Here is a 26142-nt window from a genome sequence, read left to right as displayed (position 1 = left end):
AAAAGGTAAATTTAGGAATTTATCTTTCGAAACTCAGAGGGAGTAAGTCCGATATGACGTTTGAAAACTTTGGCAAAATAACTACTAGTTTGAAATCCAAGTGAGAATGCAACATCTGTCACAGGCTTTAATCCCGATTTAAGCTGATGTTGAGCTTGCTGAATACGGTATTGCTGGATCCAGGATGCAACCCCAATGCCATACTCTTGATGAAAAGCTTGCTTCAAATAACATTCATTCGTTGCCAGGGCCTTTGCTAAACTAGCAATGGTCCAGTTCAAATCAATTTGTTGTCGAACCAAAGTTGTTGCTTTTTCAGCTAACGATTGAGGTCTCGACTGGGATATAGCTAAAGCTAAGATTTCATACATCTTGCCGAGCATCCACATCCTTCGCGCTTCTCCTGACAGCCGACAATTCCATACTGAATTGACCACATAACGCAACTCCCCTAATAACTGAAACTGCCATCCGGCCTGGTACAACTGCAACGGCACAAAAAAATCATCCACACTATCCTTCATCAATAACTGACAAGGTGGTTGCTCTTGAGGAAAATGGATCCGGATCGCCTGAATTTGCGCATTGCTTGGGAGAACTAGTGTGTCATGCCACCTCGATTCGGGTAACACTGTCACCATAAAACGATGTACAAATGCAGATGCGGGATAGTCAGGGAAGTCAGGATTGTAAGCACCATTATTTCCCATAATAGTAAGATAACCACCCGCGTTGACAGGATCATTTAATATGGTGGTTCGGGATGCTTGAACATTGATGATATCGACTCTTAATCGACCATCAAGGTACACCGTATCTAAACAACCAATAAGCGATTGTGCTTGTTTTATTTGAGTAACCAAATCATCCATATGGTTTCACTGTTATGCTTATTAATCACTCATTTAAATAATAATGATTATCATTTAAATGGCAATAAATAGATCTCTAATTGTTTTGGCTAAGATGGGCAATTTTTGACTTAAGATGATATAGGAGACTTATGGAACAATGTCGAAGTAGAGGAAGATGAATATTGCGATAGGATACGAGGAATAAGCTCAATTGCGTCAAGAATCGATAAACGACAAGCAGATAAGGCCATGTCCCTGGCAATACTGAGCAAGCAAATAGGCGTGCACTGCTCCGTGCTAAAAATAAATTACGAAAGACTGATAAACGTCAAACAAAGCCTGTCTCAATCAATTGCTGATTAGCAATGGCGATTTTTCGACCCCAAATAAAATTAACTAAATAAGCTTACAAGGCCAAACCACCAATAAAACAATGTTTAACTACCTTTCGTTAGTTCACCCAACTTAAAGTGAGCAATAATTGAATAGTAGCTGTCACTGCAAACATAGTTACCAAAGTAGCGATGTCAGTTAGAGTTTTGTGCAACTTGCCATTACTGCTTGATTTTTTTGTGTTGTTTACGTCAAATTCTGTAGTTACTGATGAGTTCATGTTGTTTTCTCCGAATGATTACCTGATCCACATCACAATTCTCTACCTATATGTGACATAGATCAACTTATATTTGTAATTATTTTACCTTTCTGACAAAAAAAGAACATTTATTAAGATTTAAGCTTATCTCTGAGGAAGCCTGAGCACTTTCGTTAAGCAAGCAACCAGCTATTGCTAATGTATGTCCTACTAGAGGGCAGCTATCACAGCCAACGAGGCGCTGCGACTCCTTTGAGCTCGCACAATCAACAATGAGTAATGCCTAAGCTTAGACTCCCACTAAAACCGGCAGACTGTATCCATGAAAATCTAGGAAATACCAAGTGAGTGAAGAACCGGGACTAGTGCAATAACCAATGGAAATAGAGGATGGGATCTTGAGGAAATGAAACAAGCTGAAACAATCTCATAAACTGCGACTGTTTCAGCGAGAGGGATACAAGTTACTTCAGGGTGAAATAACTCACCGATTTATTCAACTCATTGGCCAATTCATCCAATGCAGCTACCGTATCGCGACATTGTTCAATTGAATCCGCAGTGCCTTGCACCATTCCTGAAATATTTTCGACGTGCATAGTGAGTTCGTTTGAGGCTTGCTCCTGCTCGGAGGTCGCACTTGATACTTCACGGATCATATTCAAGGTATCGGTTGAACTGGTTTGCACGTCACCAAGCATTTGAGTCACCTCAACTGAGCTAGAAACGCTATCTTGAACTTTCGGAAGGATAGACTCTAAAGCCTTCGCCACTACGTCAGTATCATTCTGAATCACGTTGATAGTCTCTGTAATTTCAGCGGTTGCGGTTGCGGTACGTGAAGCTAAGGTTCGCACCTCGTCGGCGACCACTGCAAAACCACGACCTTGCTCACCCGCTCTAGCCGCCTCAATTGCCGCATTCAGTGCTAACAAGTTGGTTTGGTCGGCAATGTCTCGAATCACTTTCACAATACTGCCGATTTGATTAGAGCGATCTTGTAGGTTTTTAAAGTCGGACATTGAAGTGCTAATTTGCTCAGAAATTTGATTAATCACATCACTCGAGCGCTGCACCAATAATTCACCATTTTTACAGACCTCGTAAGAGTGCTCTGAATTTTTCTCAGTTTTTTCTGAACTAGAAGATATTTCTTTGATACAACTGGACATCTCAAAGATCGATGCGGCGGTAGAAATCGATGCGTCTGAAGCGCCCTTTGAAGTATTGGTAATCATCGCTACCTGCTCATGTAAAGCTGCGGTCGCTTCCGTCAGATGATTTGAACCTTTAAGAATATCAGCAACCATTGTCTTCAATGAGTTTTGCATGAAAGCAATTGAACCAAGCAAGCTATCATCGGAAAACTTACCTTCAATTTTTTCCGACAAGTCTCCTTTAGCGATGCGACTGGTCACCTCAACCGCGTAATTTGGCTCTCCGCCTAACTTAGACAAAATGAGTTTCAACATAAATATCGTTAAACCAACCACCACAATAATGATTGCAGCCGCGATTAACAAAAACTTAAAAGCAAAATCCCAGTAAGTTTGCTCAACATCATCCATATAGACGCCGTAACCCACTACCCAATTCCACCCTGGAAGTTTAGTCATCCCATTTACCTTAATCACTTTAATGTTGGTATTGGGTTTAAGGTTACTTCCCACAGAGAAGGCAAAGTCTTTATTCTGGAGCTTCTCCATATGCTCCTGATAAGACTTCTGAAAAATGCCCATCTTCTCGGGACGAATATGTACCCTAGACATGCCCTTGTTATCATTCGACCATACATAGGAAGCACCAAACCGGATCCCCGATAGAACTTCAACGACTTTTGCTTCTGCCTCTTCGCGCGTAATTAGTCCCTTTTTGTTTTGATCAATATAAAGTTGAGACTGAGTACGGGCAAAAGTTAATATTGACTGAATTTCATGTTTACGGCTCTCGATCAAACTAGACTTTAACTCCGTTAATCCAAAAATACCCAGTGAAATAAATCCCAAAATAACAACGATCATTAAGTAAGTTAGTTGTCTTGAAAGCTTCATATGCAATTCCATTTATCCATAGTTTTATTATCCATCACTTAGCCAAGCGAATAAGTACATTATGGAATGCCTCCTTCACTCTAGCCAATTTAATCGCGTTTTTTTTACAAATTTTTAGCACTAAAACAAAGCCTAGTACTTGATTATCTTCAAGCAGATAAGACGTTCATCAAGCAATCACTCCCCTTCACCACAACGATGGCTCACGTTCAGCAAGCCAAAGGCGCTTATTCTGCATAGCAAGTGGATCACAAATCAATATAAAACGTATCCAACCTAAAAAATAAAACGGTATTTTATTTTATAATGAACAGCGGCCTATCAGAAGAATAGGGAATCGACAGATATAGCGTGAATGGCAAGAATCATTTACAAAGTCACCAGAACAAGCCTATCGTTTACATACATTCAAGAAATAAAATCGGTATTCCGTTCTGTGCCACGGTCTAATCAGACCTAATGTTTCAGCTTGCGCTGCATCAATGGCGGAGAGCCTTCACTTTACTCTAACCACAAAATAGATCGGGTCGTCACACTGATTTAAAACATAAAAAAAGCGGCACGAAATGTTGTGCCACGCTTGTCTAATCAGACTTAATGTTGCAGCTTGCGTTGCATCAATGGCGGAGAGCCTTCACTTTAACTCTCGCCGCAAAATGGAGCGGGTCGTCACACTGATTTAAAACATAAAAAAAGCAGTACGAAATGTTGTGCCACGCTTGTCTAATCAGACTTAATGTTTCAGCTTGCGCTGCATCAATGGCGGAGAGCCTTCACTTTGGTTCTCGCCGCAAAATGGAGCGGGTCGTCACTCTGATTTTAAACATAAAAAAAAGCGGCACGAAATGTTGTGCCACGCTTGTCTAATTAGACCTAATGTTTCAACTTGCGCTGCATCAATGGCGGAGAGCCTTCACTTTACTCTAACCGCAAAATGGGCCGAGTCGTCACACTGATTTTAAACATAAAAAAAGCGGCACGCAATGTTGTGCCGCTCTAGTCTAATTAGACCTAATGTTTCAGCTTGCGCTGCATCAATGGCGGAGAGCCTTCACTTTACTCTAACCGCAAAATGGGCCGAGTCGTCACTCTGATTTTAAACATAAAAAAAAGCGGCACGAAATGTTGTGCCACGCTTGTCTAATTAGACCTAATGTTTCAGCTTGCGCTGCATCAATGGCGGAGAGCCTTCACTTTGGTTCTCGCCGCAAAATGGAGCGGGTCGTCACACTGATTTTAAACATAAAAAAAGCGGCACGAAATGTTGTGCCGCTCTAGTCTAATTAGACCTAATGTTTCAGCTTGCGCTGCATCAATGGCGGAGAGCCTTCACTTTGGTTCTCGCCGCAAAATAGGTCGAGTCGTCACACTAATTTAAAACATAAAAAAAGCGGCACGAAATGTTGTGCCGCTCTAGTCCAATTAGACCTAATGTTTCAGCTTGCGCTGAGTGTGGAGAGAGTACTTACGTACAGGGGCAGCTATACCCCGGGTGTAAACCACGAGCCCTTAAGCTCGCTTTTTGTGCCCTTCCTTCAAGTGCACAAAATCGACATCGTCATAACCTTTAATATCAAAAGCTTGACCAAATCCTTTTACATAACGTCCGTTAATCGGCGTTAAACGAAATAACTTAAAATCACTTAACTGACGAAGATTTTCGACAATATCGCCATGGCGTTTGGCTAATAAGTCCAGCACTTGCTCTCTGGGCTCGGCATCGACTTGTTGCGCAATCACTTCATAGCTCAAGCGTTTACGGGCATAAATTTGCTGAGAACTAGTCTCGTCTTCAATCAACATTAGCGCGGCTTTTTCATGCGCACGTAAATAGTGAGCATGTTTGGAGATGTCGCTAATAAAAATAAAAAATGCAGCCTGATAAAAAACAAACGGCGAATACGAATTGTGAGGGAAACCATCTTCCCCCTGAGAAGCCAGTATTAAACTCTGCTGTTGTTCGATAAAATCTGCAATTTCGGGCCCTAAACGCGAGGCCAAACGCTGCTGTTTCTCACTCTTGTCACTGCTCACTAGCAATCCTCTACTTCTTTCACAGCCATTTTTTGCTTTAATAACTCAAAACGTTCCACTTGATTGGCGAATAAGACTCGCTTACGATCACGCCCCAAGTACACCTTAAAAATGGTGTCTCCCCTATCATCAAAAAATTGGAAGCAATAACTTTCTGTACCGCGCAAAGGTTTACTCACTAAGGCCACTTGAGCGATGTTTTCTAACTTAAGATGACCATGTAAGTGGCTTTGCTTGTCCATTAAGTTGTAATAACCATGACCCAATTTCCCGGCTGGAAAACTATCCTTAATTTCAAAAACTGAACCCGCAATCTGAATAATTGTGGTTAATGGTCCCCAACTCGGCAAATCATAGAGTAACCATTGTAATTGTTCAGTGACTAACCAACATGCCATGTGTTCTGGCAAGTGGGCGACAACTTCTGCTTCACTAGATTGAGCTTTCTGGGCTAATTGAGCCACACTTAAATCGGGATACTGCTCAAGCACGTCTGCTACAGATAGCGTCATTTAACTCTCCTATCGACCACTGACTAAGCAAACGCGACCGTCCGCTTAACAACAATATAACCACCTTAACCCAATCATCAATCGAATGCAAATCATTATCATTTGTATTTACTTGAATTTGTTTTATCGATATTCTGTTGCTTAATTGAGGGCAATAGCGGAATAAAAATAGATGGGAAAGTTAACTATCGCGATCGCGCTATCCGCTGCTATCCACGCCTATTTTATATTACTTAAACCTTCACCAAGCCCTCTGCAACTAAATAGTAGTGGCGACATTGTGGCATCGAAGGTCGATGGAATCAGTATTAGTACCAAAATATTGAATGCGCCAGAGCAAGCTGAAGCTCCTTTTATAGGCGAGCCAGATGTCGCCCAAGCTCTGGTCGAACATCCTCCTCAGTCGGTGATGCAGAGCGAGTTATCTCCGCCCCCCGCTCAAAAACCAAAGCGCAAGCCTAAACCCCAAACGACACCAACTAAATCGATAGGAATCGTTGAGCATGAAAAACAGCCCCCAACAGACGCACTGCTTCACGCCGTCCGCCAAACCCAAGCAGCGCAACCGCAACAAACTAAAAAGACGCCTCTGCCCACAACTCACCCCAAAGCAAAGCCAGTTAATCAGCAGCGCACTAACCCTAACAAATTAATACCAGAGGCTGAGCAATTAACTCAAACCACCTCAGGAATACCGCAACAATCTAGCCGCTCGAAACCGAGTCCGCAACAAGGTCTAGCACAACTACCAAGACTCAATAGCCAGCCACAATTTGCCCATCCACCGAAAGCCCCGGTCTATCCACGCTTGGCAAAAAAACGCGGACAGCAGGGCAAAGTGATAGTGGAAGTTTGGTTAGACCCTAAAGGACGGCAAATCAAGCGGGAAATAAGCACTAGCTCAGGCATTAGTAGCCTCGACCAAGCCGCATTAAACGCCGTTCAACAATGGCCCTTTAAGCCACTAGTGATTGACGGTCAAGCGCAAATGTCTCGCGTATTTATTCCGATTAAATTTAAATTAAGTTGACCCTATGCAAATATTCTCTATGGATAAACTAACGGCTTTTAGCCAAATCATCACCGCAGACCAGCTCGGCGACTTACGTTGGCCAATCATCGCCTGTTCAATACTCGCCTGCGCAATCATTGCCGAACGAGTGATCAGCTTAGCCACGGTGCAACTCAGTAACTATCAACGAAATTGGTTACAATTAGCTACTCACCTGCTGGTCAATAATCAAACGTCCTGCCAGCCAGGAGCTCGCTGTTTTTCCCAATCTCGTAGCCTCGCCCGCAAAGCAATTTGCCTATTGCTGGTTCATCGTCATCAAAGCAAGACACTTCGTGAGGAAATAGCAGCCGTTTGGTTACGCCAACAGCAACAAAAACTCTCTCGAGGTCTCAAAGCCTTACACATTCTAGCGCTAATTAGTCCCTTACTCGGCTTACTCGGCACCGTGCTTGGCTTAATTGAGATGTTCGATGTTCTGGCCAGTACCGAGCAAGCAATTAACCCAGCAATGCTAGCACAAGGCCTTGGGACAGCGATGTATACCACCGCAGCAGGCTTAATGGTGACGGTTCCCGCACTTGCCTTTGCGCATGCTTTGAGCTTGTGGAAGGATCAAATCGTGCACCAACTGGAAACAATGATCAATCAAGCCAACTTGATGATTGAAGGTGTCGATACCCTTGCCGACGATGCAAAAACCCTTGCGGCCTTTCAACCGGAACTTCAGAGCCCCGCATGATCCGTATAGAACAAAAAAATAGTGGCTTCAGCATGATGCCGGACCTAACAGCCCTATTAGACATTATCTTCATTGTATTGGTGTTTCTGCTGCTCACGGCAAACTCTCGGGTTTATCAGATGAAGATGAACCTGCCACAAACCGAACAAGCACAGCCCCAAGCTGCAAAGCAACCCGCCGAGCTACAGTTGAGTCTATTTGCGGAATCACCTAAATGGGGGCTTGGACAACAACGTTATCAAAACTTTCAAACCTTTGCCGCTGCCTTAAAACAGCAGAGCCAACAACAACCTTTGGCTCATACCAGCCTCGCCAGCGAGCGCCAAGTTCCAGTCGAACAATTGCTCAAATTGCTTGAATTATTACAACAACTCAAGATAGAGACCACTCAAATTTTAATGGAAAAAAAACATGATTAAGCATCAACCTTTGCGCTTTCTTTCACCGCTATTCTGCCTAACTATCGCGAGCCTATTCTACTCGTCAATCAGCGTTGCAGAGTCGCCACTAAAACACGTGGTGAGTGCTGGTGCTAACATTACCGAAATAGTGATAGCCCTTGGCGCTGAGAAACAACTGGTAGCAGTAGATTCAACCAGTGACCTGCCACCTCGGCTTAAGCTACCGGTGGTTGGTTATCATCGCCAACTCAGCGCCGAAGCCTTACTCGCTTTAGGTCTAGATGGTTTAATTGGCAGTGATGAAATGGGGCCCGAAAGTAGCTTGCTTCAATTGCAGCAAGCTGGAATTGCAGTACATCGTTTAAATAGTGAAGCGACTATCGCTGGCCTCGAGCAACGGATAGTCCAACTCGCAGAATTATTAGGCCATCCGCAACAAGGGCAACAGCTACAAGCCAAACTAAAACAACAAATTAGCCACTTAAAACAACAAGCTAAAACTGCTCGCCAACTCAATAGCTTATTTTTCATCAGCCACGATGGCAAAAAACTAATGGCGGCGGGAGATCACACAGCCGCCAATAGCATCATCGAACTGGCTGGTGCAGTAAACCTTGCAAAACCGCATATTAACAGCTACAAACCGCTCTCGAACGAAGCCATTTTAGCCTTGCAACCAGAACTGTTATTATTTAGCCAACGAAGTTTAGACGCCCTCGGTGGGCCACAAGGTGTAATTGATAGTTTTCCGGTATTAGCGGCGACGCCCGCTGGACAACAGCTCGCAATTTATGCGATTGATGGACATGCACTAATTGGTGGCTTAGGTTTAGCAAGCTTAGAACAAGCAACACGGCTAAGCCAACGCCTACAATAAGCCCAATAATATAAACAGAGCTGAATGTATAAGCTCAATTACTCGCTATTTAACCTTTACAAGGTTGTATTAATGTCGCTATTTTCGCCAAAGTCGGTCTCCCCCAAAATCAGCTTGTCTCGCTGGTTTATGTTGGCCTCCTTACTGTTACTCATTGCCGCAGGCTTGTTGTCTGTCACTCAAGGGCCGATGAGCATTCCCGTGGCAGACGCTTTAAGAGCTTTAGTGCCTTTTTCTCTGCATTCAGATGCTCCAGCTCACTACCAACTAGTGATCACCGGTATCCGCCTACCGCGCACCCTGTTATGCATCGCCGTGGGAGCTATTTTAGCCATGTGCGGCGCGGTCATGCAGGGCTTATTTCGTAATCCTTTAGCCGACCCCGGTATTATTGGCGTCTCAAGCGGCAGTGCTGCTGGCGCTGCCATAGCCATTGTGCTGCTGAGTCTATTAGATTGGCAGCTCCCAAACGTGGTGAGTAGTCTGGCAATACCACTGTTTGCCTTTGTCGGCGGCTTTATCACCACTATCTTGGTTTATCGCTTGGGGACAACAGCCAATGGGACTTCGGTGGTCATGATGTTATTAGCGGGCATCGCCATTGGTGCGCTTTCTGGTGCTGGGATCGGCCTATTAAGCTATTTGGCTAACGATCAAATGCTACGCGACTTGAGCCTGTGGCAAATGGGATCACTGGCGGGAGCCAGCTGGAATAATATCTTATTGGCTTTTATTACCTTGACCATACTCACGGTAGTGTTTTGCCGCAAAGCCAAGGCCTTAAACGCACTATTATTAGGCGAAGCAGAAGCTGGCCACCTAGGCATCGATGTACAAAAACTCAAGAGTCAACTGATCTTCTTTACCGCGCTGGGAGTGGGGATTGCAGTGTCGGTATCCGGCTTAATTGGTTTTGTCGGCTTAGTGGTTCCCCATTTAGTGAGAATGTTACTTGGGCCCAACCACCAACAACTCATTCCTTTTAGCGGCTTACTCGGCGCAGCACTATTGTTAATGGCGGATCTTATTTCACGGATGATCATTAGTCCTGCTGAGCTCCCCGTAGGCATCGTGACCGCACTGGTTGGCGCGCCCTTCTTCATATTCTTGCTGTTACAACAGCGGCAACGCATTGCCTAGGACGACTATGACTCTTTCAACTACCGTACAGCTCAGCAACATCGGTCTCACTCTGGGTAAAAAGCAACTCTTTAAAGACCTATCACTGGCGTTTTATCCAGCCCAACATACCGCCTTGTTGGGCTCTAATGGGGCAGGTAAAAGCTCACTACTCAAGCTCATTTCTGGCGATCTTGAAGCCCCCACCGGCATACTCAGTATTTTACAACGCCAACGCAAACACTGGCGACGCACAGAATTAAGCCGCCATCTCGCGGTACTCCCGCAAAGTTCAGCCTTAAGCTTTGCCTTTAGCGTTAGCGAGGTAGTTAGTCTCGGCTTAATCAACAGTAAATTAAGCCACCAGCAGCAGCTACAAATCGTTGAACAACAACTGGAATTGATGGACATTTGGCACTATCGCGATACGCCCTACCCGCAACTATCGGGCGGTGAAAAACAGCGGGTTCACTATGCTCGCGTCACAGCGCAACTCGCCGACACCCCAATAGAACAACAAATCTTACTCTTAGACGAGCCCACCAGCGCCTTAGATTTAAACCACCAGCAAGCCTTGATGCAACATGCCTCAAAACTAAGCCAGCAAGGTGCCACGGTGATCAGTGTGGTGCACGATCTCAACCTTGCCTCACGTTACTGCGAGCGAATCGTATTATTAAAGCAAGGTGAAATATGTGGCGATGGCTCTCCTGAGCAAGTGCTCACCGAGCAACAAATTGGCACGGTATTTAATTATCAGCCACAAATTATGCGCCACCCCAAATATGGCTTTCCGGTGATCATTTAAACTGTAGTCGCTCAGACTATCGGTCATCCTCCTCTGTGTACTTCCTCAGCAGGCTTGCAATAAGCCTGTTCCCCCTTAACTAAGCGAAGCGTTCACTGCCCTGCGACTGATATTCAAAACATCAATCACGGGTAACACACAGAAATAAAAGATATTTATCTAATTTTAGCAATCTGGACCGCAATAAAAATAGCAGTATCATGGACGATTCATTGACCACCTAATTCAGGTTAAGCATTTATTGTTTTGACGCCAATTATCCAAGCCATAAATAGCACCAAAATGATGCTGAATCAGCCTCAGTCTAGGATAAATGTGCTAAATTTATATGTATAAACGTGTTGAACTTAGAGCATGGTGCTTTACAGCTAACAGGAGACTTTTGTCTGACTGGCCTATAACAAACACAGGACTTGAGGAGCATGATGTTCAGGCTTTACTAGCAAGCTGGACTCCCCCTGAAAGTGAGCGCCGCCGGGAGAAAGGCCCCTCTTTTGTAGAACGTTGTAACGTTGCTCAAAGGAGAACTTATGAAACGAGTATCCATTCTGCTTTTATCTGTTTGCCTCATATTCGGATTTAGCAGTATATTCAGCGATGGCTCAGCCAAGACTATCGTTATGTATCCAAATATTGATGGACTTGAGGAAGCCAGCTTTGGCTATCAAATGATGGCCTTAGCGCTCAAGAACAGTGGAAAACCATATCAACTGCAACTCTATCCCTTAGCAGTCAACACAGAGCGGGCTTTTAGCCTGTTGAGCGAGGGTAAACTCTCTGCCGCAGACAACGCGGCCGATAGTTCGCTGGAAGAACAGTTCAACATGGTTCCCATTCCCCTCGATGGCGGACTGCTGGGGTGGCGACTGTTTATTATCCACCAAAATCAAGTTGAAGATTTTGCCAAGATTAAAACTTTACAACAACTTCACAGCAAAACTGCGGGTCAGGGAAGAGCTTGGCCGGATGTGGTCATTTTAAAAAGCGCAGGTTTGCAGGTAATAACCTCGTCCAAGATCGAGAACTTACTTAAAATGCTTGATAGAGAACGGTTTGATTTCTTTCCATTAGGGGCGGGAGAAATCTACGGATTCCTCCGGTTCTACAAAGCAAAACTGCCAAATCTGGTGATTGAGAATAGCCTGGTGCTGGTCTATCCATCGGGGCATTTCTTTTATGTCAATAAAGAAAACACCGAACTCTATGCCGACATCATCAAGGGCTTAGAAAACGCCTACTCGCAAGGGAGTTATCAGCGACTAATGAGCAACCATCCATTTATGAAGGAGGGTCTCGGCAAAGCTCAGCTTGCAACGCGAACCGCCATCCATATTAAAAACCCATTGAACAGTGAGAAATTCAATGCGATTGATGCAAAATGGTTCTATCGTCTTGAGTAAGCGAACGCTGCTCACAACTTATACCAATCTGATTTATTATATGAGCAACTTATGACGCAGAATAAATTTGCCGATAACCAGACATCAAGCGCAGTGACTCGTGGCTCTCCTGAGCAAGTGCTCACCGAGCAACAAATTGGCTCGGTATTTAATTATCAGCCACAAATTATGCGTCCCCCCCAGTACAGATTCCCGGTCGTTATTTAAGTCTAAGAAACCAAAACCGTTGGCTCGATAAACATTAAACCTTCCTGGTTCACAATCGATTTGCTCAGTTACCTAAGCTTAGGTAAAGCGTCAGTCCAAAGTGATTGACGCTTTACTTGGGACGGTTAATTGACACAGTGGATGCGCAACAAGCATCAGAATTTTTAGGACGTGATTACCAGTGATATTTAAAATCTAGAGCACTAAATCTGCAAATTGGTCCGCTAACGCAACAATCTCTAGATAAGTGACTAATTTAGAAAAATTTGATTTGAATGAGTAAGTTAATAAGGAAACAACCAGCTTGGAATTGACCATCCTGATTATTGCTTCACGAAGGATAGCGGTTTTCACAGCGATACTTTGACCTACTTTTAGCAAATAATCAATTCAATTGCTGCGCCCTGTGGGGCTTTAGATAAGCGATGCATAAGCAATCCAACGAACATAGTAAGCTATTTGGACTTCCCCAGATTTACGATACACTTCTAGCTCAGTCGCATAATGTACTCACCATAGATTTTAATCAGGAGTGAATTGAACAATGAAAATCAGGCGCTTGGAACGATCAGATAATACCGATTTATTTGATATCTATAGCTTTTCATCGGTTTCTGAAAATACCTCTCAGTTACCTTTTCTTAGCTCTGATATTGTGGCTAATTTATTTGATAATCTAGAGCAATACACCTTAGTAGCTGAGAGTAACGGCAAAGTTGTAGGCCACATAACGCTTTTCTTAACCAACAAAATTCGAGATAGACACTGTGCAGGGATTGCAATTGCAGTACACCCCGACGCTCACGGCAAAGGTATTGGCAAAGCACTATTACAAGAAGCGATAAACCAAGCTGATAATTGGCTTAACCTCGTTCGTTTAGAGTTGGAAGTACATATTGACAACTCAGCGGCGATATCACTTTATAAACGGGTCGGCTTTGAAATAGAAGGAACAAAAAGGCTAAGTACCTTTAAATCGGGTCGCTATATCGATATGCACATCATGTCCAGAATACGACCAGACCATGGTTTCATTGCCAGCTAAGGCGTGATGACGATTCACGACCCGGCCCTGCAATGTTGCCTGCAAGCAGCATAACTGTTCAACAGATCGCCACGCTAAGTCAGACTTTCCAAATATTCACATTAATCACAATATGGATAGCAATGAATCCCTTGCAAGCGACAGCTGCGCTTATAGGAAGCCACCAACATGGATAAATTGGGCTGCTCTCTTGTGCGAGCGACGATAAGCCAAGGGACGATACCCAGTAAAGCTTTTAAAACGAGCACTAAAGTGAGCCTGAGAAGAAAATCCGAGCTGGTAAGCAAGCTCGACCAGACTAAGCTGACTAACTGGTGTAAGCTTAGTTGGAAGCTAGTTTTGTTCGATGAAATCTTGGCAACGCTGCAACGGAAATGGAGCTACACCACCGCTGCTTGGTAAGTCAGTAAAACGCCTATCGACATAGTTTTTCGGCAAATAGCCAAGTAATAGTTGGCTTACTGATTCGAAGGCCAGTTGCGCACTGCCGTCTTGCCAGTTTAACTTCAAAGCCCAGTGTTGCAGTAGGCTGCTGATGGCCAGTTCGTCGATAAAAGTTAAATCTTGTAGGCTAACTTGTGCCGCACTTTTATCCCAAGTCTGCTCGATACAGCGACTGAGATCATCATCTGAAAAGTACAGATGTACAAAACGCAAGGGGCCATCAACCTGCCAATGTGATTCATGCCCTGCAGGCATGATGCATAACTTGCCCGGTGCTCCACCGCCAATCGACTGCGCTCCAAGCACCCGTTTGGTTTGATATCCGCCAGACAGATAGAGACTTAGGGTGTGGTGTTCTGGCTTCTGATAGGAAGTCACATCATCCTGATTAGACCACAGCGCAAAACCTAACTGCCGATTCAAATTGACACGGTTATGCAGCACTGCCCGAGCGTTGCTCAGCCGTTCGAAAACATGAACTCGTTGATTTTGTTGATATAAATGTGAATAATTCATCACGCCACCAGCGCATGGCTGCTTGCTCAGGGAGATTCGTCCATCATAAGTACGAATTAAGATTAAGCAAGCGTATCAGAAGCAAAGATGGCTTGTTTTAATTGAATACTTTCAATAGAATCCACGGCAAAATGATAAGCACGGTCGATAGACTTACGACAAAGCTTGTTCGGCTGTGGCATCCCTCCTAGTAACATCCGGATGTAACTCTTCGCTCAATAGCAAGGTGGCTTTAACGCCCCTAAAAATATTCACTGTAATCACCGAAAGAAGGATCTCATGACTAAGCTTCAGTGGCTGAAAGCAAGCCTATTTATCGCTTTCTATTCCCCCTTCTTCGCCGAGGCTGTCGTCGAAGATAACTTCGATTCTGAAGAGAAACCCTATTTTCCTATGGGGGCAGAGCAGGCAAAACAGCGCAACCAAAGCTTGCCGAAACCCTATGGCTTCAGCCTAAATTATCTGGGAATGTCGCAATCTTTAACGAGCGATAACATTTCTTTCTCAGGCTTAGGAGCACTAGAGCCCTTAATTGATATTGAAACCAGTGATGCAGTGCAAGATTCCGAAACATTGAGTTTTAAAGCCGATCTGTGGCTCAGCCCCTTTTTAAATGTTTACGGGCTACTCGGCTATACCAAAGGTAGCAGCATTAGCGACGCACAAATCAACTTCGCAGGTCAGCCTTTATTAAGTCCTTTTCAAATAGACCTCGAGTTTAAAGGCCTTACCTATGGCGTCGGCAGTACCCTTGTCGCGGGAATTGGCAACTGGTTTAGTGTATTCGACATTAACTATAGCCGCACCGATCTCGATATTCTGAATGGTGAAGTCAATACGCTCGTCATTAGCCCTCGCCTTGGCTATCGCTGGGAAGTCAGCGGCCACAGCATTCAACTGTGGGGGGGAATGATGTACCAAAACTTAGAGCAAAGTTTTCATGGTGATATATCCGAACTCGGGATCGCTCTCCCTCCGCAATTTCCGAGTAATACGAGGTTTGATGTAAATCAGCGATTAAAAACACAATGGAATGCACTATTAGGCGCTCAAGTCTCTCTCAACGACCGACTGGCGGCACTACTAGAACTAGGAATGGGCCAACGTACCAGCCTTATGTTAAACCTAGGCTACCGTTTTTAATTTAGCTGGAATCTTCACTTAAATCATTCACCTTAAAAAGCTGAGTCGTTCAAGTTTAGCCCCCCCCCAAAAAAATCAATTTACGTTTCTGTAAGAGGGATGGTGAAAATGCTTTTGATTGTCATCTCCATCAGGTTTTTAGGATAGCTGAACCACAACCAGTAAATTTTACGCAGAGGAAGGCTTTGCATTTGCTAGAATGAATTTATACACTTCGCCATCGCCGTTGTAATGGAGCGCATTGATGAAGCCAGCAGAAAACACCACCCGTATTCGCACCCGAGTCCCCTTTCAAGTTGGACGCCGCAGCGATATTCCTGCCGAAATGCTGTCATTTAGAGATCTGAGTAGTGATAAAGAACATGTCGCACTGGTCTTCAAAAATGCCGACAGCCAACAACAAAACCCTCTAGTGAGGATCCATTCTGAATGCTTAACCGGCGATGTATTTGGTTCTTCACGGTGTGATTGCGGTGAACAGCTCAATGAAGCCATCGAAAAAATGGCCGAGCAAGGTGGCATTATCCTGTATATGCGCCAAGAAGGCCGTGGGATCGGTTTATACAACAAGCTGGATGCCTATCAGCTGCAAATTAAGGGTATCGACACCTATAGCGCTAATAATCAATTGGGCTTTGATGACGACTTGCGAGACTTTGGCGAAGCAGCTCAAATGCTTAAAGCGATGGGAGTGAACCAGCTGAAGCTACTCAGCAACAACCCACGTAAACAAACTGCCCTCGAAGAAAATGGCATTATCGTCAGCGAAATGGAAAGCACAGGGGTCTATCGTAAAGTCGACAACCATTATTACCTAGTAACCAAAGCCACCCGCGGTAAACATCGACTCAAACTCAGTAAAGATCTGCTGTCTTCTGAGTAAACCACTCAGTCCCTACCGAGTAACGAACAAAACAGTCCAAGCGAAGAGTGCCCTGAGCGGCACTTCACCGCCACAATACAAACCGCGAGGCGGCTGCTCTTTTTGTAAAATGCGCAAGATTCGATAAAAACACCTAAAATTGCGCAAAGATCTGTAATCATCGGCCTGACGACTCCAGCATAATAGAACTCTTTAATTGGGTATCGATGGCCGCGCAAGGAAAGCTTAAATGATTGCTCTTATTTATGTAGCAACCGTAGGGATCTGGGGGACAACTTGGTTAGCGATAGCCTATCAAATTGGCGATGTGCCCATCGCTAATTCCATCATGTATCGATTTGCTATCGCCGCGTTAATATTAATGATTTTTTTACGCCTCAGCGGACGCTTACAAAAGCTCAACCCAAAACAACACTTCAGTTGCTTACTATTAGGCCTGTGCCTATTTAGCTGTAATTTCATGCTGTTTTATCATGCCGCACAATACATCCCCAGTGGACTGATCTCGATTATATTTTCCATCGCCACCATCATGAATATGGGCAACAGTTGGCTGTTCTATAAACAACGTCCGAGTCTAAGGCTATTAGTGGGCGGAGCCATTGGGATTAGTGGTATCGTGTTATTGTTTTACCCTAATCTACAACAAAGTGAAGGCTTGGGTAAGCAAGTGCTTGGGCTTTTGATGGCATTGGCGGGCACTTACTGCTTCTCTTTAGGCAATGTGCTTTCAGCAAAACAGCAAAAGCAAGGCTTGCCGGTGTTGTCAGTCAATGCCTATGGCATGGCCTATGGCGCAAGCTTCCTGCTATTGTGGTGCCTGCTCAGCGGCCAAGGTTTTCATCTCACTAGCTCTGTGAAGTATTTGAGTAGCTTATTCTACCTTGCCTTAGTGGGGTCGGTGTTAGGTTTTAGCTTCTACCTGATCTTGGTGGGACGCTTAGGCCCACAAAAAGCCGCCTACACTACGGTGCTGTTTCCTGTGGTTGCCTTAGGCCTATCGACCCTGTTCGAAAGCTACCAATGGACACCACTAGCCTTGCTGGGAGTCGCCACCGTATTCATTGGGAATCTGATTGTATTTACCAAGGGCAATCCGCTTCGCCGTCGTGCTCAACCACCGCTCGCCAACTAGCAATACAGCGCTTAGCCACGACAAAGCACTGTGACTTAGGGTAAGGCGATCAGATTAAGATGGTTATCCCATTGCAGCGGGCTTTGTGCCCGCCAATCTTCCCCAGAGCCTCGTTGCCCGAGTAATTGGCCTTGCCCAGTGCTTGCTACCCAAGTCGTTTCGCCACCAGCCAAACCACAAACATCATCCATTTGCACTAAGTGACTCAACTCGCCTTGCGCCTCCGACCACACTCCCAATTTGGCCCCCCGAGGAGAACTGGCTAAAACTTCTCCCTGACTACAGGCAATACTGCCAACATAGCGATCGAATAAGCCCCAATAATCAGCATCGGGATCCAGAGCCACCAGCGGCCCCTCACCATGATGAGAGTACACAAGAGAACTAATTTCAGCCTCCGGATCTTGCCCCTGACAAGCCAACCATAGGGTATCGCTATGCGCTGAGTAAGCCAAATGACGAATACTAAGCTGATGATCAGCGAGGCTTCGACGCATTAACTGCTCACCATTAAGGCTGTTGAGATAAATCAAGGACGGACGCATCGTCGCAAGGTTAAGCTTTTCACGGCCTCGAGTATGGATCCCCCCCACAGCCACCACTAAACGTTGCCCAGGTAATACCAATAACTGATGGGGACCCAAGCCGCCAAGCGGCCAACGGGCACTTAGCTGCCAAGCCGTTGCCGAGTCGGAGCGTGAATAAACCAGCACATAACCTTCACTGCTATCCTGCTCGCCCGCGGTAACAAACATGCGCAAAGCATCTTCAGAGAAACTCGCATGCCCATAAAAATGCATGCCCATAGGTGGCTGCAGAGTATCGAGAATTTCACCGTGACGAGGATTAAATAGCACGATGAATTTCCCCGGGCGGCGCGCGACACAAGCCGCCAAATCAAACTCCGGTTTTGCCACGGCCACCTCATGGCCTCGCGCGGCCAAAGGGATTTGATATTGCACTGCCCCATCAAGCGTTACCGCGCTCAATTGATACTCCAGCGCTTGCTTGGAGCAGCCCAAGAGCAACATGTTGCTCGCTTGAGCATCGTCTGCTTCAAGTAATAATTTAGCCGCAAGCCCGGGACGAAACCAACCACACCCCAGGCTTAAACAACCGAGCCGCACCAATAACTGACGGCGATTTAATTTAGTCGCCATCATTATTATTAAACCCTAAATCAATCGACAAGGCTTGCGGGATCTGTTCCATAAACAAACTATCCAAGCGTGCCAGTTGTGGTTCAGCCTGCTGCCATGCACTTAAATCGCTTTGCTCTGCTAACGGCTCTTGTTGAGGCATGCTGGCCAACACCGCCGCAAACTGTTGCGAAACCTGCTTGGCAAGCGTGGGCTCAAGCTGTTGCAGATAAACTGCCAAATATTTCGTATAACGTTGCTGTAATAAAGCGAGTTGTTGGTTGAGTAAGTGCAGGCTGATATTAGCGCGCCACGCTTCTCCTTGATAAGGTCGCAAGCGCTGATGTTTCTCGGAATAAAGCGCACGGTACTTGCGCAGCATAATACTACTTTGTAAACGATAGCTGTTCAGTAGATCGCTGCTTAACTGTGGAAAGAGCGGCGCTTGGTCTTGATGTATTGCAAGGCTTTGCAGGCCTTTACTCACGAGCGTCACCACGGGTAAATACCGACTGAACTGGGACGATAAGACATCGCAACGCTGTTTGGCCGTCAATTCACTAAATAATAAATACGCTTGGCTGCGCAAATTACTATGTGTGGTACTGAGCTTGGGTTCGGCCACACTTAATGCTGCCTTTACCTTGCGTCCCGTGGTGTCTTTTTTATCTGGCCAGTAACTAATCGCCCAATTTAATTTTAAGTCCAGCAGCGGCCCTAAAGCACTGGCCTGCAGGGGTAAATAAGCCTGATAATTAGCTTGCCAAGCTTGCTGACTGGCGGCTAAAGCAGCGGCACTAGGCGCAGCACAATAGCTTACAACTTGCTGTTGATAAGCCTGCGCAGCCTCAAGTAACTGACCCCCTAAACCGCTGATATACTGTTGCTCCTGCTTCAACCAAAGGCTTCGTGGGTTATTATCCGCCTGCACCGACGTCAATCCCAGCAATCCCAATAGGCTAAACGTCAGTACTCGTAAAAAATAAATATTCATGACAACTTCCTATAAGGAATTAACAAAAGCGACCAGAGCCTCTCGTTCGCTTTGACTTAAACCAGCAAAGGCCTGTCGAGCAGGTTTGGCTTCTCCGCCATGCCAAATAATCGCTTCGGTAACATTGCGCGCCCGACCATCATGCAGAAATTGACTATGACCATTCACCACCTTGGTTAAACCTATCCCCCACAATGGCGGCGTACGCCATTGCTGGCCATTGGCTAAATATTCCGGCCGACCATCAGCTAACTCACTGCCCATATCATGCAGCAACATATCAGTATAAGGATAAATTCGCTGCTCACTTAAAGCCGGTAAATGCGGGCGTTTAGCCGTAGTATAGCTGCGTCGATGACAACTATCACAAGCCAATTGAGTAAACAATTGATCACCCTGTTTCACCTGCGGATCGTTATAATCACGGCGTCGAGGAACCCCAAGGTGACGCGAATAAAATTCAACAAAACCAAGCAGCTTATCACTCACCTCCGAACCATCGGGATCGACCCCAGAAGTCGCCGCTAAACAAGCCGTTTGAGGCCCGGTACAGTGATCTTTGCTAAATAACAAACTGGTAATGCCAATATCACCATTAAAGGCCGCCGCATTCTGCTGCATTAAGCTAGGTTGCCCGGCCTTCCAACCAAAACGCCCCAAAGTGAATTGCTGTGTTTGTTGATCCCATACTCGATTCGCCAGTCCACGGATCCCATCATGATCGCGGTCATCTGGATCAGCATTAGCCAAAATATCTTGCTCGCTAATACTTTCCAGCAAACCAAGGCCGATCATCGGCGAAGCCACCCGTGGCGAAAACATGGTATCGGGGTGCATCGGTCCATAACCGAGTTGATCCACCTGCAAGTGCGGCTCTCGCAGCGTCAACTGGCTCCCATCGGCAAACTGAAACGGTTTATCGGTATAACGAAAACGCACCCGGGCTTCGGGCGCGACACCCGCAATCGCTTGATCTTGAATTTGCCCCCCATAAGTCGGTTCCGGTACCACGCCGTCATGCTGTTGTTGGGCCTTTTGTTGCTCGCTCACCGCCGGAATACTGATCCGCACCAGCATCGATACCGCATTGTCGTCGCCAACTTCAGCGGGATGTCCACGACCATCTTTTAGGTGACAGTTTTGGCAAGCATTAGTATTAAACAAGGGGCCGAGGCCATCTCTGGCAATCGTGGTTGCTGGTGCAACTACCCACGGATTACGAAAGAAACTATTCCCGGTACTGAAATTTAAGCGACCTTCAAAATCTAAATTGGCTGCTGGCAAGGAAAAAGCATTCTCGTCCACTCGCCCCACGGTGGTCCCCCCACCCGGTTTTTTATCATTGGCCCAACTTGCGTTGCTTAACAGCAACGCTACAGCCATCAACTTTATCATCGTGACTTTCACGCTGACTCTCTCCCAAGATGAATAATTATTTTTGAAAGCACAAAAGGGAGCTATAGCTCCCTCATATGGTTTACCTGTTATTTTTAGAATTCGTGATCAGCGGTATCAGGATTCAAGTTTTCGATACCGAGCACTTTGGCACTGGCTTCAATGGCTCGGGTTTGCTCGACTAAAGCCATAATGGCACCATTAATCAGAGCATGACCTTGCAGATTGTCAGCCGCAATGAGTTGGTCAAAGTGAACCCCATTAGTTTCGGCACTTTCTACTAACTTAGCCGTTTGCGCCATTGATTGAGCAAATGAGTAACGGTTATGCTCGGCAACTTTCGGGGCTTGTTGCGCCACCAATTGCGCCAAACTGGCACCGCTAAAGCGCGAACCATCTAAACGCTGAAACTCAGCGAAATAGACATTGCTGATGCCACGGTTATTGTAGTAATGAGAGTTATGGGTATTGTCACTAAAACAATCGTGCTCATCTTCGGTGGAATTGGCTTCTAAAGCGACTTTCATCCGCTCGCCAGCAAGCTCGCCCAAAGATAAGCTACCCATGCCAAACATCATTCGGCGCAAGGCCTGTTCACTCGGTTCGGCCATGAGTTGCGTTTGGTAATCACCGCCTTTAGCCCACTGCTGACTCATCCAAGCTAAATCGCTCACCAGTAATTCACTCACCGCCGCTAGATAATCGCCCCTGCGTTCACAGTGACCATGAGTACAAGCTTCACCCTTGACATAATCAGTATAAGATCGCTCTCCTGCGCCGGGCTCTGTACCATGCAAATCTTGCCCCCATAATAAGAATTCAATCGCATGATAACCAGTTGCGACATTCGCTTCGGAGCCAGCAAGCTCATTCAGTGAAGCCAATAATTCAGGGGTAATATTCGATAAATCAATTGCTTGCTCGCCTACCTGAAGAGTGGTATTGGCAATAATATTTGCAGTCGCACCAGGATTACCAAGTTCATATTGGTAATCACTCGCCACATAATCGATCAGGCCTTCATCCAAGGGCCAAGCATTTAATTGGCCTTCCCAATCATCAACGATTGGATTACCAAAACGAAACACTTCACTTTGCTGATAAAAACGACGGGCGACTTTCCAAGCTTGCTTCGCGGCCAGTAAATGCTGAGCTGAAGGTGCTTGGATAAGAGCCTGAGTAGTCTCTTGCAGCCTTAAAGCACTGCTATGTGCATCACTATATACAGCATGCGCCAATGCCGCATAATCTGCGACAACCTCTGTTTGTGTCACTTGAGCATACACACTGGTGGTCAGCAAGGCCGCTGACCCTAAGGCAATTTTAAATACGTGCATCGTCATCCCTTTTGATAATCTATATGATAATTGTTATCATTATCTTTGAGGCATGCTTTTAAGTAAACAAAAACTTGACCTTTTGTAACAAGAACACAACAGGAAACCTAATGCACTGACATTTAATAACTTACAAAATGTCATTTGCCTGTCACATAATTTTTGTTAAATGCTCGCCGTCAGTTTGTTTTACAACTCACTTGAGGATTAAATCATGCTTAGCACCGTGAATGGAAAACAGTTTTGGAAGGCTTTACGCAAAAAGGGGATACCGCCATCGGTATTCGCAATGAAGGCCAATTGTTCATTAAATAGTGTATATAACTTAAAAGAACGTAGCTATATACCCGTTAAATTTGCGCAAGTATTAGACAGTATTCAGTAAGCAATATCAGCCTTGGAAAGGTGCAACAACCAGCCGCCTTATTCGCACATCAAGCATTTACTGCCTTAGACAGCTGCCGTGACCGACATCTCAACTAAAATTTCTTGTCGAGCCATATGTGCTTGCACGCAAGCCCGAGCGGGCGGCGTCACATCACTAACCCATGCATCCCACACTTTGTTCATTTCTACAAAATCATCCATGCTGCGCAAATAAATAGTCACGCTTAATAGCTTCGACTTATCGGAACCAACGCTTGCCAGCAGTTGTTCCACTTTTTCAATCGTGGTACGCGTTTGCTCGGCAATACCATGGGCTGTGTCTTTAGCCACTTGGCCACATAAGTATACGGTATTATTGTGAACCACAGCTCGGCTCATTCGGGCTTTACTTTCAAAGTGTTGAATAGACATGTTAGGGCCTTAATAAATAGACTCGCAGTGCGAGTAAGCAAACAATAGATGATGTTAACGCGCTAACGATAGCGGGTAATGACGTTGCCCAGCCAATTGCTCAGCCAATTCCAGCACCTGCTGATAGGCGATACCTTGAGTGCTTTGTAATTCATTCATCACCGCATTGGAGGCCTCGGCATTGAGTAAACCTAACTCACAAATATTCTTAATGATTTGCTCCGCGGCACTTAAGGCAGAAGAAAACTTAACAATTTCGGTTCGTGCGTAATGTGTCTTATCAAAAGATACACTGGCTGCACGTAGGCTTGGATCACTCCCCGGGATTTGCTGTGCCCCAAACAGTGGCCGACCCGCCACAGCAGCATCTTTAAAACTAGGTAGGTAACGGGACATATGTTTGACAGCCTCTGCGGTGCGTAGCTCAACCTCTTCGCTTTGCCAGCCTTGAGTGAGCTTACGAGTCAGTAAAGGACTCAACTCGGGCTGAGCGCTATGCTCGCTAGATTTAACCAAACCGCCTTTAAACAAGGTAATGGTATCGGTCATCCCATGCAGTTGAAATAAGCCATCGGGATAAGGGGTTAATTGCGCCATACCATTAGGGGTGCCGCGCTCACCATGCACGATCAACTCAGGCCAACGGCCATTTTGACTCGGCCAATTGGCTAAGTAAGCGGCTTTAAACTCGACCATACGACTGCGGCTTAACTTAGCCATATCATCCAACTCGCCGCTACGATAACCACAGGCGTTAATCAGATAGTCTACTTCGATACTTTGGCGACCCTGCTGATCTTGATAATCAACGCGCCAACGCGGTGAACCGCCTTGCAACAGTTCGATATGCTGCACCTTGGTTGAGGTAAGCACTGAACAATCGGCTAAACGCTGCGTCGCCAAGGCCACCGTAGCGGCAACCCGCAACAAACTTAAGCCGTATTCTTGCACCTGTACAAAAGGGTATTTGAAAGCCGATAAATCCAAGTATTTAGCCACCGGGATCATCCAATCATCCATGCTACGAGGTTGCTGTAGCGGCTCACGTTTAGCCAGCGCTTCCAGTTGTTCTCGACTATATAAACGATAGTAATCTTCTGCGGCACCAAGTTTTTGATTTTGCGGATCTTGTTGAATTAAATCTGCATAGTGCGCCTGCAACTTTCGCAACCGAGGCAGCAGCGCTTCAGGTTCACCGGGATCATTCATGGGGACGCTAATCACCGTAGGACGAAGATTGACCGCATGCGGAAAAACCCGCAAGGTATTAATCGACTGCTCTAACAGCTTAAGGCACTGTGCATCGGATATTTCTCGATATAGGTTCCCTCCCGCATGCAAATGGCAGGCTGGCGGGCCGTTCACCAAACTTGGACCTTGTTCAAATAAACTAACCTTCGCGCCCAGCTCGGCAAGTTTTAAAGCAACTGCGGAACCGGCAATACCACCACCCACGATGGCAATCTGCGGAGAAAAGTCTGAATCTGTCCTCACTGGGGGAGTATTTGTCACTACACTGTCATCCACTGCTGAAAATATTCACTAGGCTCATCATTCTAACCGCCTCAATAGTGCAATGAAATACGCAACTGACAGATAGATCGATCGTAATATGAAGAAAACTAGAAGAAAAATTCAGAAATGAAAAAAGCCAGCTCATCAGCTGGCCTTTAAAATATTGGCAGGGGCGGAGAGATTCGAACTCCCAACATTCGGATTTGGAATCCGACGTTCTGCCATTGGAACTACGCCCCTGCAACGGAAACGAATTATACATAAGCCTGTTTAAAGGTAAAGCGTTTATCTCTCGGCTTTGTTTAAGCGAACAAAGAACCAGCAATTCAGCTAAAAAATCAACATTCTAGCCACATCAATTCAGCTGATTGCGCCAATATAAGATAAGGTCTGCGAAGCACTTTGCTTAAGCAGCATTAATTAGCATCAACAAACGAGGCTAAACGTTTTGCGCGCTAATCTTTGCCTTTAAAAAATCACTATGACTTAGATAGATCAAGTCGGAGATTTGACGGATCAGTGCTTCTTCAAATGGATCTAAGGTTCCATCCACATAAGCAACCTTCCATAAGGCTTCGGTAAATTGATAACGTAATTGGTAATCGAGCTGCTTCACATGGCGAGTAAAATCGAAAACCGAAATCGCTTGTTGGGCCTGAGTTTGCGCTTGCAACAACAAATTCTCCGCCTCAACCTCGGTCAACTCGAATAAACGCTTCATCTTGGTCAAAATTATCGCGTTTTCACTATTTGTTTGTTGGTTATCACTCTGACTCAGTTGCACTAGCAAAGTAGCGGCCGCTAGTTCGACACTAAGATGTTGCTGTTCTGTTGAGCCAGTTGTGGCCTGAAATAGTTCTTTAAGCGCCTTGAGCATCGCATATCCTAAAAACAAGCAGGGAGGATTGAGCAGGATAAACCAGCTGATTTTAAAAACCAAATCTACCAGCCGAATCAACATTAAAAATGAAAAAGCCCCGTCGTATGACGGGGCTTTAAAAAGAATGGTGCCGATTGCCGGAGTCGAACTGGCGACCTACTGATTACAAGTCAGTTGCTCTACCAACTGAGCTAAATCGGCACACTGTTGGTACACGTTGATATCTGCTATCAACGGGGCGCTATTAAACGGATTTTCGGTGAGTTTGTCAACGCTGAAAAGCAAAAAAAAGAGCATCAATGATTC

At 45.5% G+C, this 26142-nt stretch carries 26 protein-coding genes and 2 tRNA genes; 13 read left to right on the top strand and 15 right to left on the bottom strand.

Features of this window, described 5'->3' with window-relative positions:
* Positions 1–11 precede the first annotated feature (11 nt).
* From ACRRS0_RS05270 to hutX, 4 genes are all read right to left on the bottom strand, one after another.
* Complete coding sequence (locus tag ACRRS0_RS05270; protein WP_432454243.1) at positions 12–872, bottom strand: helix-turn-helix transcriptional regulator; 861 nt, start codon at positions 870–872, stop codon at positions 12–14.
* A 1041-nt stretch (positions 873–1913) separates the two neighbouring features.
* Positions 1914–3500, bottom strand: coding sequence for a methyl-accepting chemotaxis protein (locus ACRRS0_RS05265; protein ID WP_432454244.1), 1587 nt, complete (start codon positions 3498–3500; stop codon positions 1914–1916).
* A 1509-nt stretch (positions 3501–5009) separates the two neighbouring features.
* Positions 5010–5534 carry a pyridoxamine 5'-phosphate oxidase family protein gene (locus ACRRS0_RS05260; protein WP_432454245.1) on the bottom strand — a complete coding sequence of 175 codons (525 nt, stop codon included), beginning with the start codon at positions 5532–5534 and terminating at the stop codon, positions 5010–5012.
* Entirely contained in the window at positions 5534–6046 is a 513-nt protein-coding gene (gene hutX, locus ACRRS0_RS05255) for a heme utilization cystosolic carrier protein HutX (protein ID WP_432454246.1), read from the bottom strand. Before hutX ends, ACRRS0_RS05260 begins: the two co-directional genes overlap by 1 nt.
* A gap of 172 nt (positions 6047–6218) precedes the next feature.
* On the opposite strand from hutX, the gene ACRRS0_RS05250 reads away from it, so the two are divergent.
* The 9 genes from ACRRS0_RS05250 to ACRRS0_RS05210 all read left to right on the top strand — a co-directional run bounded on the left by ACRRS0_RS05250 (position 6219) and on the right by ACRRS0_RS05210 (position 13657).
* Complete coding sequence (locus ACRRS0_RS05250) at positions 6219–7076, top strand: TonB family protein (protein ID WP_432454247.1); 858 nt, start codon at positions 6219–6221, stop codon at positions 7074–7076.
* A 4-nt stretch (positions 7077–7080) separates the two neighbouring features.
* Positions 7081–7800 (top strand): MotA/TolQ/ExbB proton channel family protein, encoded by a 720-nt coding sequence (locus ACRRS0_RS05245; RefSeq protein WP_432454248.1) that lies wholly within the window; start codon positions 7081–7083, stop codon positions 7798–7800.
* Positions 7797–8219 (top strand): ExbD/TolR family protein, encoded by a 423-nt coding sequence (locus tag ACRRS0_RS05240; protein ID WP_432454249.1) that lies wholly within the window; start codon positions 7797–7799, stop codon positions 8217–8219. Before ACRRS0_RS05245 ends, ACRRS0_RS05240 begins: the two co-directional genes overlap by 4 nt.
* Entirely contained in the window at positions 8212–9078 is an 867-nt protein-coding gene (locus ACRRS0_RS05235; protein ID WP_432454250.1) for a heme/hemin ABC transporter substrate-binding protein, read from the top strand. The genes ACRRS0_RS05240 and ACRRS0_RS05235 overlap by 8 nt, the downstream gene beginning before the upstream one ends.
* A gap of 72 nt (positions 9079–9150) precedes the next feature.
* The gene (locus ACRRS0_RS05230) at positions 9151–10218 is read left to right on the top strand and encodes a FecCD family ABC transporter permease (protein ID WP_432454251.1); all 1068 of its coding nucleotides are present in this window, start codon (positions 9151–9153) and stop codon (positions 10216–10218) included.
* Positions 10219–10225: 7 nt separating this feature from the next.
* Positions 10226–11005, top strand: a complete 780-nt coding sequence (locus tag ACRRS0_RS05225) for a heme ABC transporter ATP-binding protein (RefSeq protein WP_432454252.1) — start codon at positions 10226–10228, stop codon at positions 11003–11005.
* Positions 11006–11535: 530 nt separating this feature from the next.
* Positions 11536–12405 (top strand): hypothetical protein, encoded by an 870-nt coding sequence (locus tag ACRRS0_RS05220; RefSeq protein WP_432454253.1) that lies wholly within the window; start codon positions 11536–11538, stop codon positions 12403–12405.
* 51 nt (positions 12406–12456) lie between these two features.
* Positions 12457–12612, top strand: coding sequence for a hypothetical protein (locus ACRRS0_RS05215; RefSeq protein WP_432454254.1), 156 nt, complete (start codon positions 12457–12459; stop codon positions 12610–12612).
* A gap of 544 nt (positions 12613–13156) precedes the next feature.
* A complete protein-coding gene (locus tag ACRRS0_RS05210; protein WP_432454255.1) occupies positions 13157–13657 on the top strand; it encodes a GNAT family N-acetyltransferase in 501 nt (166 codons plus the stop codon).
* A 150-nt stretch (positions 13658–13807) separates the two neighbouring features.
* Here ACRRS0_RS05210 and ACRRS0_RS05205 read toward each other — a convergent pair whose 3' ends face one another.
* Together ACRRS0_RS05205 and ACRRS0_RS05200 are read right to left on the bottom strand one after the other, a co-directional pair.
* On the bottom strand, positions 13808–13954 hold the full coding sequence (locus ACRRS0_RS05205) for an AraC family transcriptional regulator (RefSeq protein ID WP_432456094.1): 147 nt from the start codon (positions 13952–13954) through the stop codon (positions 13808–13810).
* A 36-nt stretch (positions 13955–13990) separates the two neighbouring features.
* Positions 13991–14617: a hypothetical protein gene (locus ACRRS0_RS05200; RefSeq protein WP_432454256.1), complete on the bottom strand. Its 627-nt coding sequence runs from the start codon at positions 14615–14617 to the stop codon at positions 13991–13993.
* Positions 14618–14896: 279 nt separating this feature from the next.
* Between ACRRS0_RS05200 and ACRRS0_RS05195 the strand changes: the two genes are divergently transcribed.
* The 3 genes from ACRRS0_RS05195 (at position 14897) to ACRRS0_RS05185 (ending at position 17778) form a co-directional block, all read left to right on the top strand.
* Entirely contained in the window at positions 14897–15760 is an 864-nt protein-coding gene (locus tag ACRRS0_RS05195; RefSeq protein WP_432454257.1) for a virulence protein, read from the top strand.
* Between the two features lie 244 nt (positions 15761–16004).
* Positions 16005–16643 (top strand): GTP cyclohydrolase II, encoded by a 639-nt coding sequence (locus ACRRS0_RS05190; RefSeq protein ID WP_432454258.1) that lies wholly within the window; start codon positions 16005–16007, stop codon positions 16641–16643.
* 229 nt (positions 16644–16872) lie between these two features.
* Positions 16873–17778 carry a DMT family transporter gene (locus ACRRS0_RS05185; protein WP_432454259.1) on the top strand — a complete coding sequence of 302 codons (906 nt, stop codon included), beginning with the start codon at positions 16873–16875 and terminating at the stop codon, positions 17776–17778.
* A 35-nt stretch (positions 17779–17813) separates the two neighbouring features.
* On the opposite strand, the gene ACRRS0_RS05180 is transcribed toward ACRRS0_RS05185, so the two are convergent.
* From ACRRS0_RS05180 to ACRRS0_RS05165, 4 genes are all read right to left on the bottom strand, one after another.
* Positions 17814–18941, bottom strand: coding sequence for a DUF1513 domain-containing protein (locus ACRRS0_RS05180; RefSeq protein ID WP_432454260.1), 1128 nt, complete (start codon positions 18939–18941; stop codon positions 17814–17816).
* Positions 18928–19911 (bottom strand): imelysin family protein, encoded by a 984-nt coding sequence (locus ACRRS0_RS05175; RefSeq protein ID WP_432454261.1) that lies wholly within the window; start codon positions 19909–19911, stop codon positions 18928–18930. The genes ACRRS0_RS05180 and ACRRS0_RS05175 overlap by 14 nt, the downstream gene beginning before the upstream one ends.
* A gap of 9 nt (positions 19912–19920) precedes the next feature.
* On the bottom strand, positions 19921–21318 hold the full coding sequence (locus ACRRS0_RS05170) for a di-heme oxidoredictase family protein (protein WP_432454262.1): 1398 nt from the start codon (positions 21316–21318) through the stop codon (positions 19921–19923).
* 83 nt (positions 21319–21401) lie between these two features.
* Positions 21402–22643, bottom strand: coding sequence for an imelysin family protein (locus tag ACRRS0_RS05165; protein WP_432454263.1), 1242 nt, complete (start codon positions 22641–22643; stop codon positions 21402–21404).
* A 214-nt stretch (positions 22644–22857) separates the two neighbouring features.
* On the opposite strand from ACRRS0_RS05165, the gene ACRRS0_RS05160 reads away from it, so the two are divergent.
* On the top strand, positions 22858–23028 hold the full coding sequence (locus tag ACRRS0_RS05160) for a hypothetical protein (protein WP_432454264.1): 171 nt from the start codon (positions 22858–22860) through the stop codon (positions 23026–23028).
* A gap of 65 nt (positions 23029–23093) precedes the next feature.
* Here the strand turns inward: ACRRS0_RS05160 and ACRRS0_RS05155 are convergent, their stop codons facing one another.
* From ACRRS0_RS05155 to ACRRS0_RS05135, 5 genes are all read right to left on the bottom strand, one after another.
* Positions 23094–23441 (bottom strand): RidA family protein, encoded by a 348-nt coding sequence (locus ACRRS0_RS05155; RefSeq protein WP_432454265.1) that lies wholly within the window; start codon positions 23439–23441, stop codon positions 23094–23096.
* A 54-nt stretch (positions 23442–23495) separates the two neighbouring features.
* Positions 23496–24953 carry an FAD-dependent oxidoreductase gene (locus ACRRS0_RS05150; RefSeq protein WP_432454266.1) on the bottom strand — a complete coding sequence of 486 codons (1458 nt, stop codon included), beginning with the start codon at positions 24951–24953 and terminating at the stop codon, positions 23496–23498.
* Positions 24954–25120: 167 nt separating this feature from the next.
* Positions 25121–25196 (bottom strand) — tRNA-Trp (locus tag ACRRS0_RS05145).
* Positions 25197–25395: 199 nt separating this feature from the next.
* Positions 25396–25833 carry a TerB family tellurite resistance protein gene (locus tag ACRRS0_RS05140; protein WP_432454267.1) on the bottom strand — a complete coding sequence of 146 codons (438 nt, stop codon included), beginning with the start codon at positions 25831–25833 and terminating at the stop codon, positions 25396–25398.
* Between the two features lie 128 nt (positions 25834–25961).
* Positions 25962–26037: transfer RNA gene (locus tag ACRRS0_RS05135), tRNA-Thr, on the bottom strand.
* Positions 26038–26142 lie beyond the last annotated feature (105 nt).

Origin of the sequence: Agarivorans sp. QJM3NY_29, assembly GCF_050870835.2 — a bacterium.
GTDB lineage: Bacteria > Pseudomonadota > Gammaproteobacteria > Enterobacterales > Celerinatantimonadaceae > Agarivorans.
The sequence above is the reverse complement of the archived record's forward strand: the minus strand, read 5'-3'. Positions and strand labels throughout refer to the sequence as shown.

Bases quoted from the DNA above. Each gene is read 5' to 3' on its own strand.
- ACRRS0_RS05270 (WP_432454243.1), bottom strand. From the start codon at position 872: ATGGATGATTTGGTTACTCAAATAAAACAAGCACAATCGCTTATTGGT.
- ACRRS0_RS05265 (WP_432454244.1), bottom strand. From the start codon at position 3,500: ATGAAGCTTTCAAGACAACTAACTTACTTAATGATCGTTGTTATTTTG.
- hutX (WP_432454246.1), bottom strand. From the start codon at position 6,046: ATGACGCTATCTGTAGCAGACGTGCTTGAGCAGTATCCCGATTTAAGT.
- ACRRS0_RS05250 (WP_432454247.1), top strand. From the start codon at position 6,219: ATGGGAAAGTTAACTATCGCGATCGCGCTATCCGCTGCTATCCACGCC.
- ACRRS0_RS05245 (WP_432454248.1), top strand. From the start codon at position 7,081: ATGCAAATATTCTCTATGGATAAACTAACGGCTTTTAGCCAAATCATC.
- ACRRS0_RS05240 (WP_432454249.1), top strand. From the start codon at position 7,797: ATGATCCGTATAGAACAAAAAAATAGTGGCTTCAGCATGATGCCGGAC.
- ACRRS0_RS05235 (WP_432454250.1), top strand. From the start codon at position 8,212: ATGATTAAGCATCAACCTTTGCGCTTTCTTTCACCGCTATTCTGCCTA.
- ACRRS0_RS05230 (WP_432454251.1), top strand. From the start codon at position 9,151: ATGTCGCTATTTTCGCCAAAGTCGGTCTCCCCCAAAATCAGCTTGTCT.
- ACRRS0_RS05225 (WP_432454252.1), top strand. From the start codon at position 10,226: ATGACTCTTTCAACTACCGTACAGCTCAGCAACATCGGTCTCACTCTG.
- ACRRS0_RS05220 (WP_432454253.1), top strand. From the start codon at position 11,536: ATGAAACGAGTATCCATTCTGCTTTTATCTGTTTGCCTCATATTCGGA.
- ACRRS0_RS05215 (WP_432454254.1), top strand. From the start codon at position 12,457: ATGACGCAGAATAAATTTGCCGATAACCAGACATCAAGCGCAGTGACT.
- ACRRS0_RS05210 (WP_432454255.1), top strand. From the start codon at position 13,157: ATGAAAATCAGGCGCTTGGAACGATCAGATAATACCGATTTATTTGAT.
- ACRRS0_RS05200 (WP_432454256.1), bottom strand. From the start codon at position 14,617: ATGAATTATTCACATTTATATCAACAAAATCAACGAGTTCATGTTTTC.
- ACRRS0_RS05195 (WP_432454257.1), top strand. From the start codon at position 14,897: ATGACTAAGCTTCAGTGGCTGAAAGCAAGCCTATTTATCGCTTTCTAT.
- ACRRS0_RS05190 (WP_432454258.1), top strand. From the start codon at position 16,005: ATGAAGCCAGCAGAAAACACCACCCGTATTCGCACCCGAGTCCCCTTT.
- ACRRS0_RS05185 (WP_432454259.1), top strand. From the start codon at position 16,873: ATGATTGCTCTTATTTATGTAGCAACCGTAGGGATCTGGGGGACAACT.
- ACRRS0_RS05180 (WP_432454260.1), bottom strand. From the start codon at position 18,941: ATGATGGCGACTAAATTAAATCGCCGTCAGTTATTGGTGCGGCTCGGT.
- ACRRS0_RS05175 (WP_432454261.1), bottom strand. From the start codon at position 19,911: ATGAATATTTATTTTTTACGAGTACTGACGTTTAGCCTATTGGGATTG.
- ACRRS0_RS05165 (WP_432454263.1), bottom strand. From the start codon at position 22,643: ATGCACGTATTTAAAATTGCCTTAGGGTCAGCGGCCTTGCTGACCACC.
- ACRRS0_RS05160 (WP_432454264.1), top strand. From the start codon at position 22,858: ATGCTTAGCACCGTGAATGGAAAACAGTTTTGGAAGGCTTTACGCAAA.
- ACRRS0_RS05155 (WP_432454265.1), bottom strand. From the start codon at position 23,441: ATGTCTATTCAACACTTTGAAAGTAAAGCCCGAATGAGCCGAGCTGTG.
- ACRRS0_RS05140 (WP_432454267.1), bottom strand. From the start codon at position 25,833: ATGCTCAAGGCGCTTAAAGAACTATTTCAGGCCACAACTGGCTCAACA.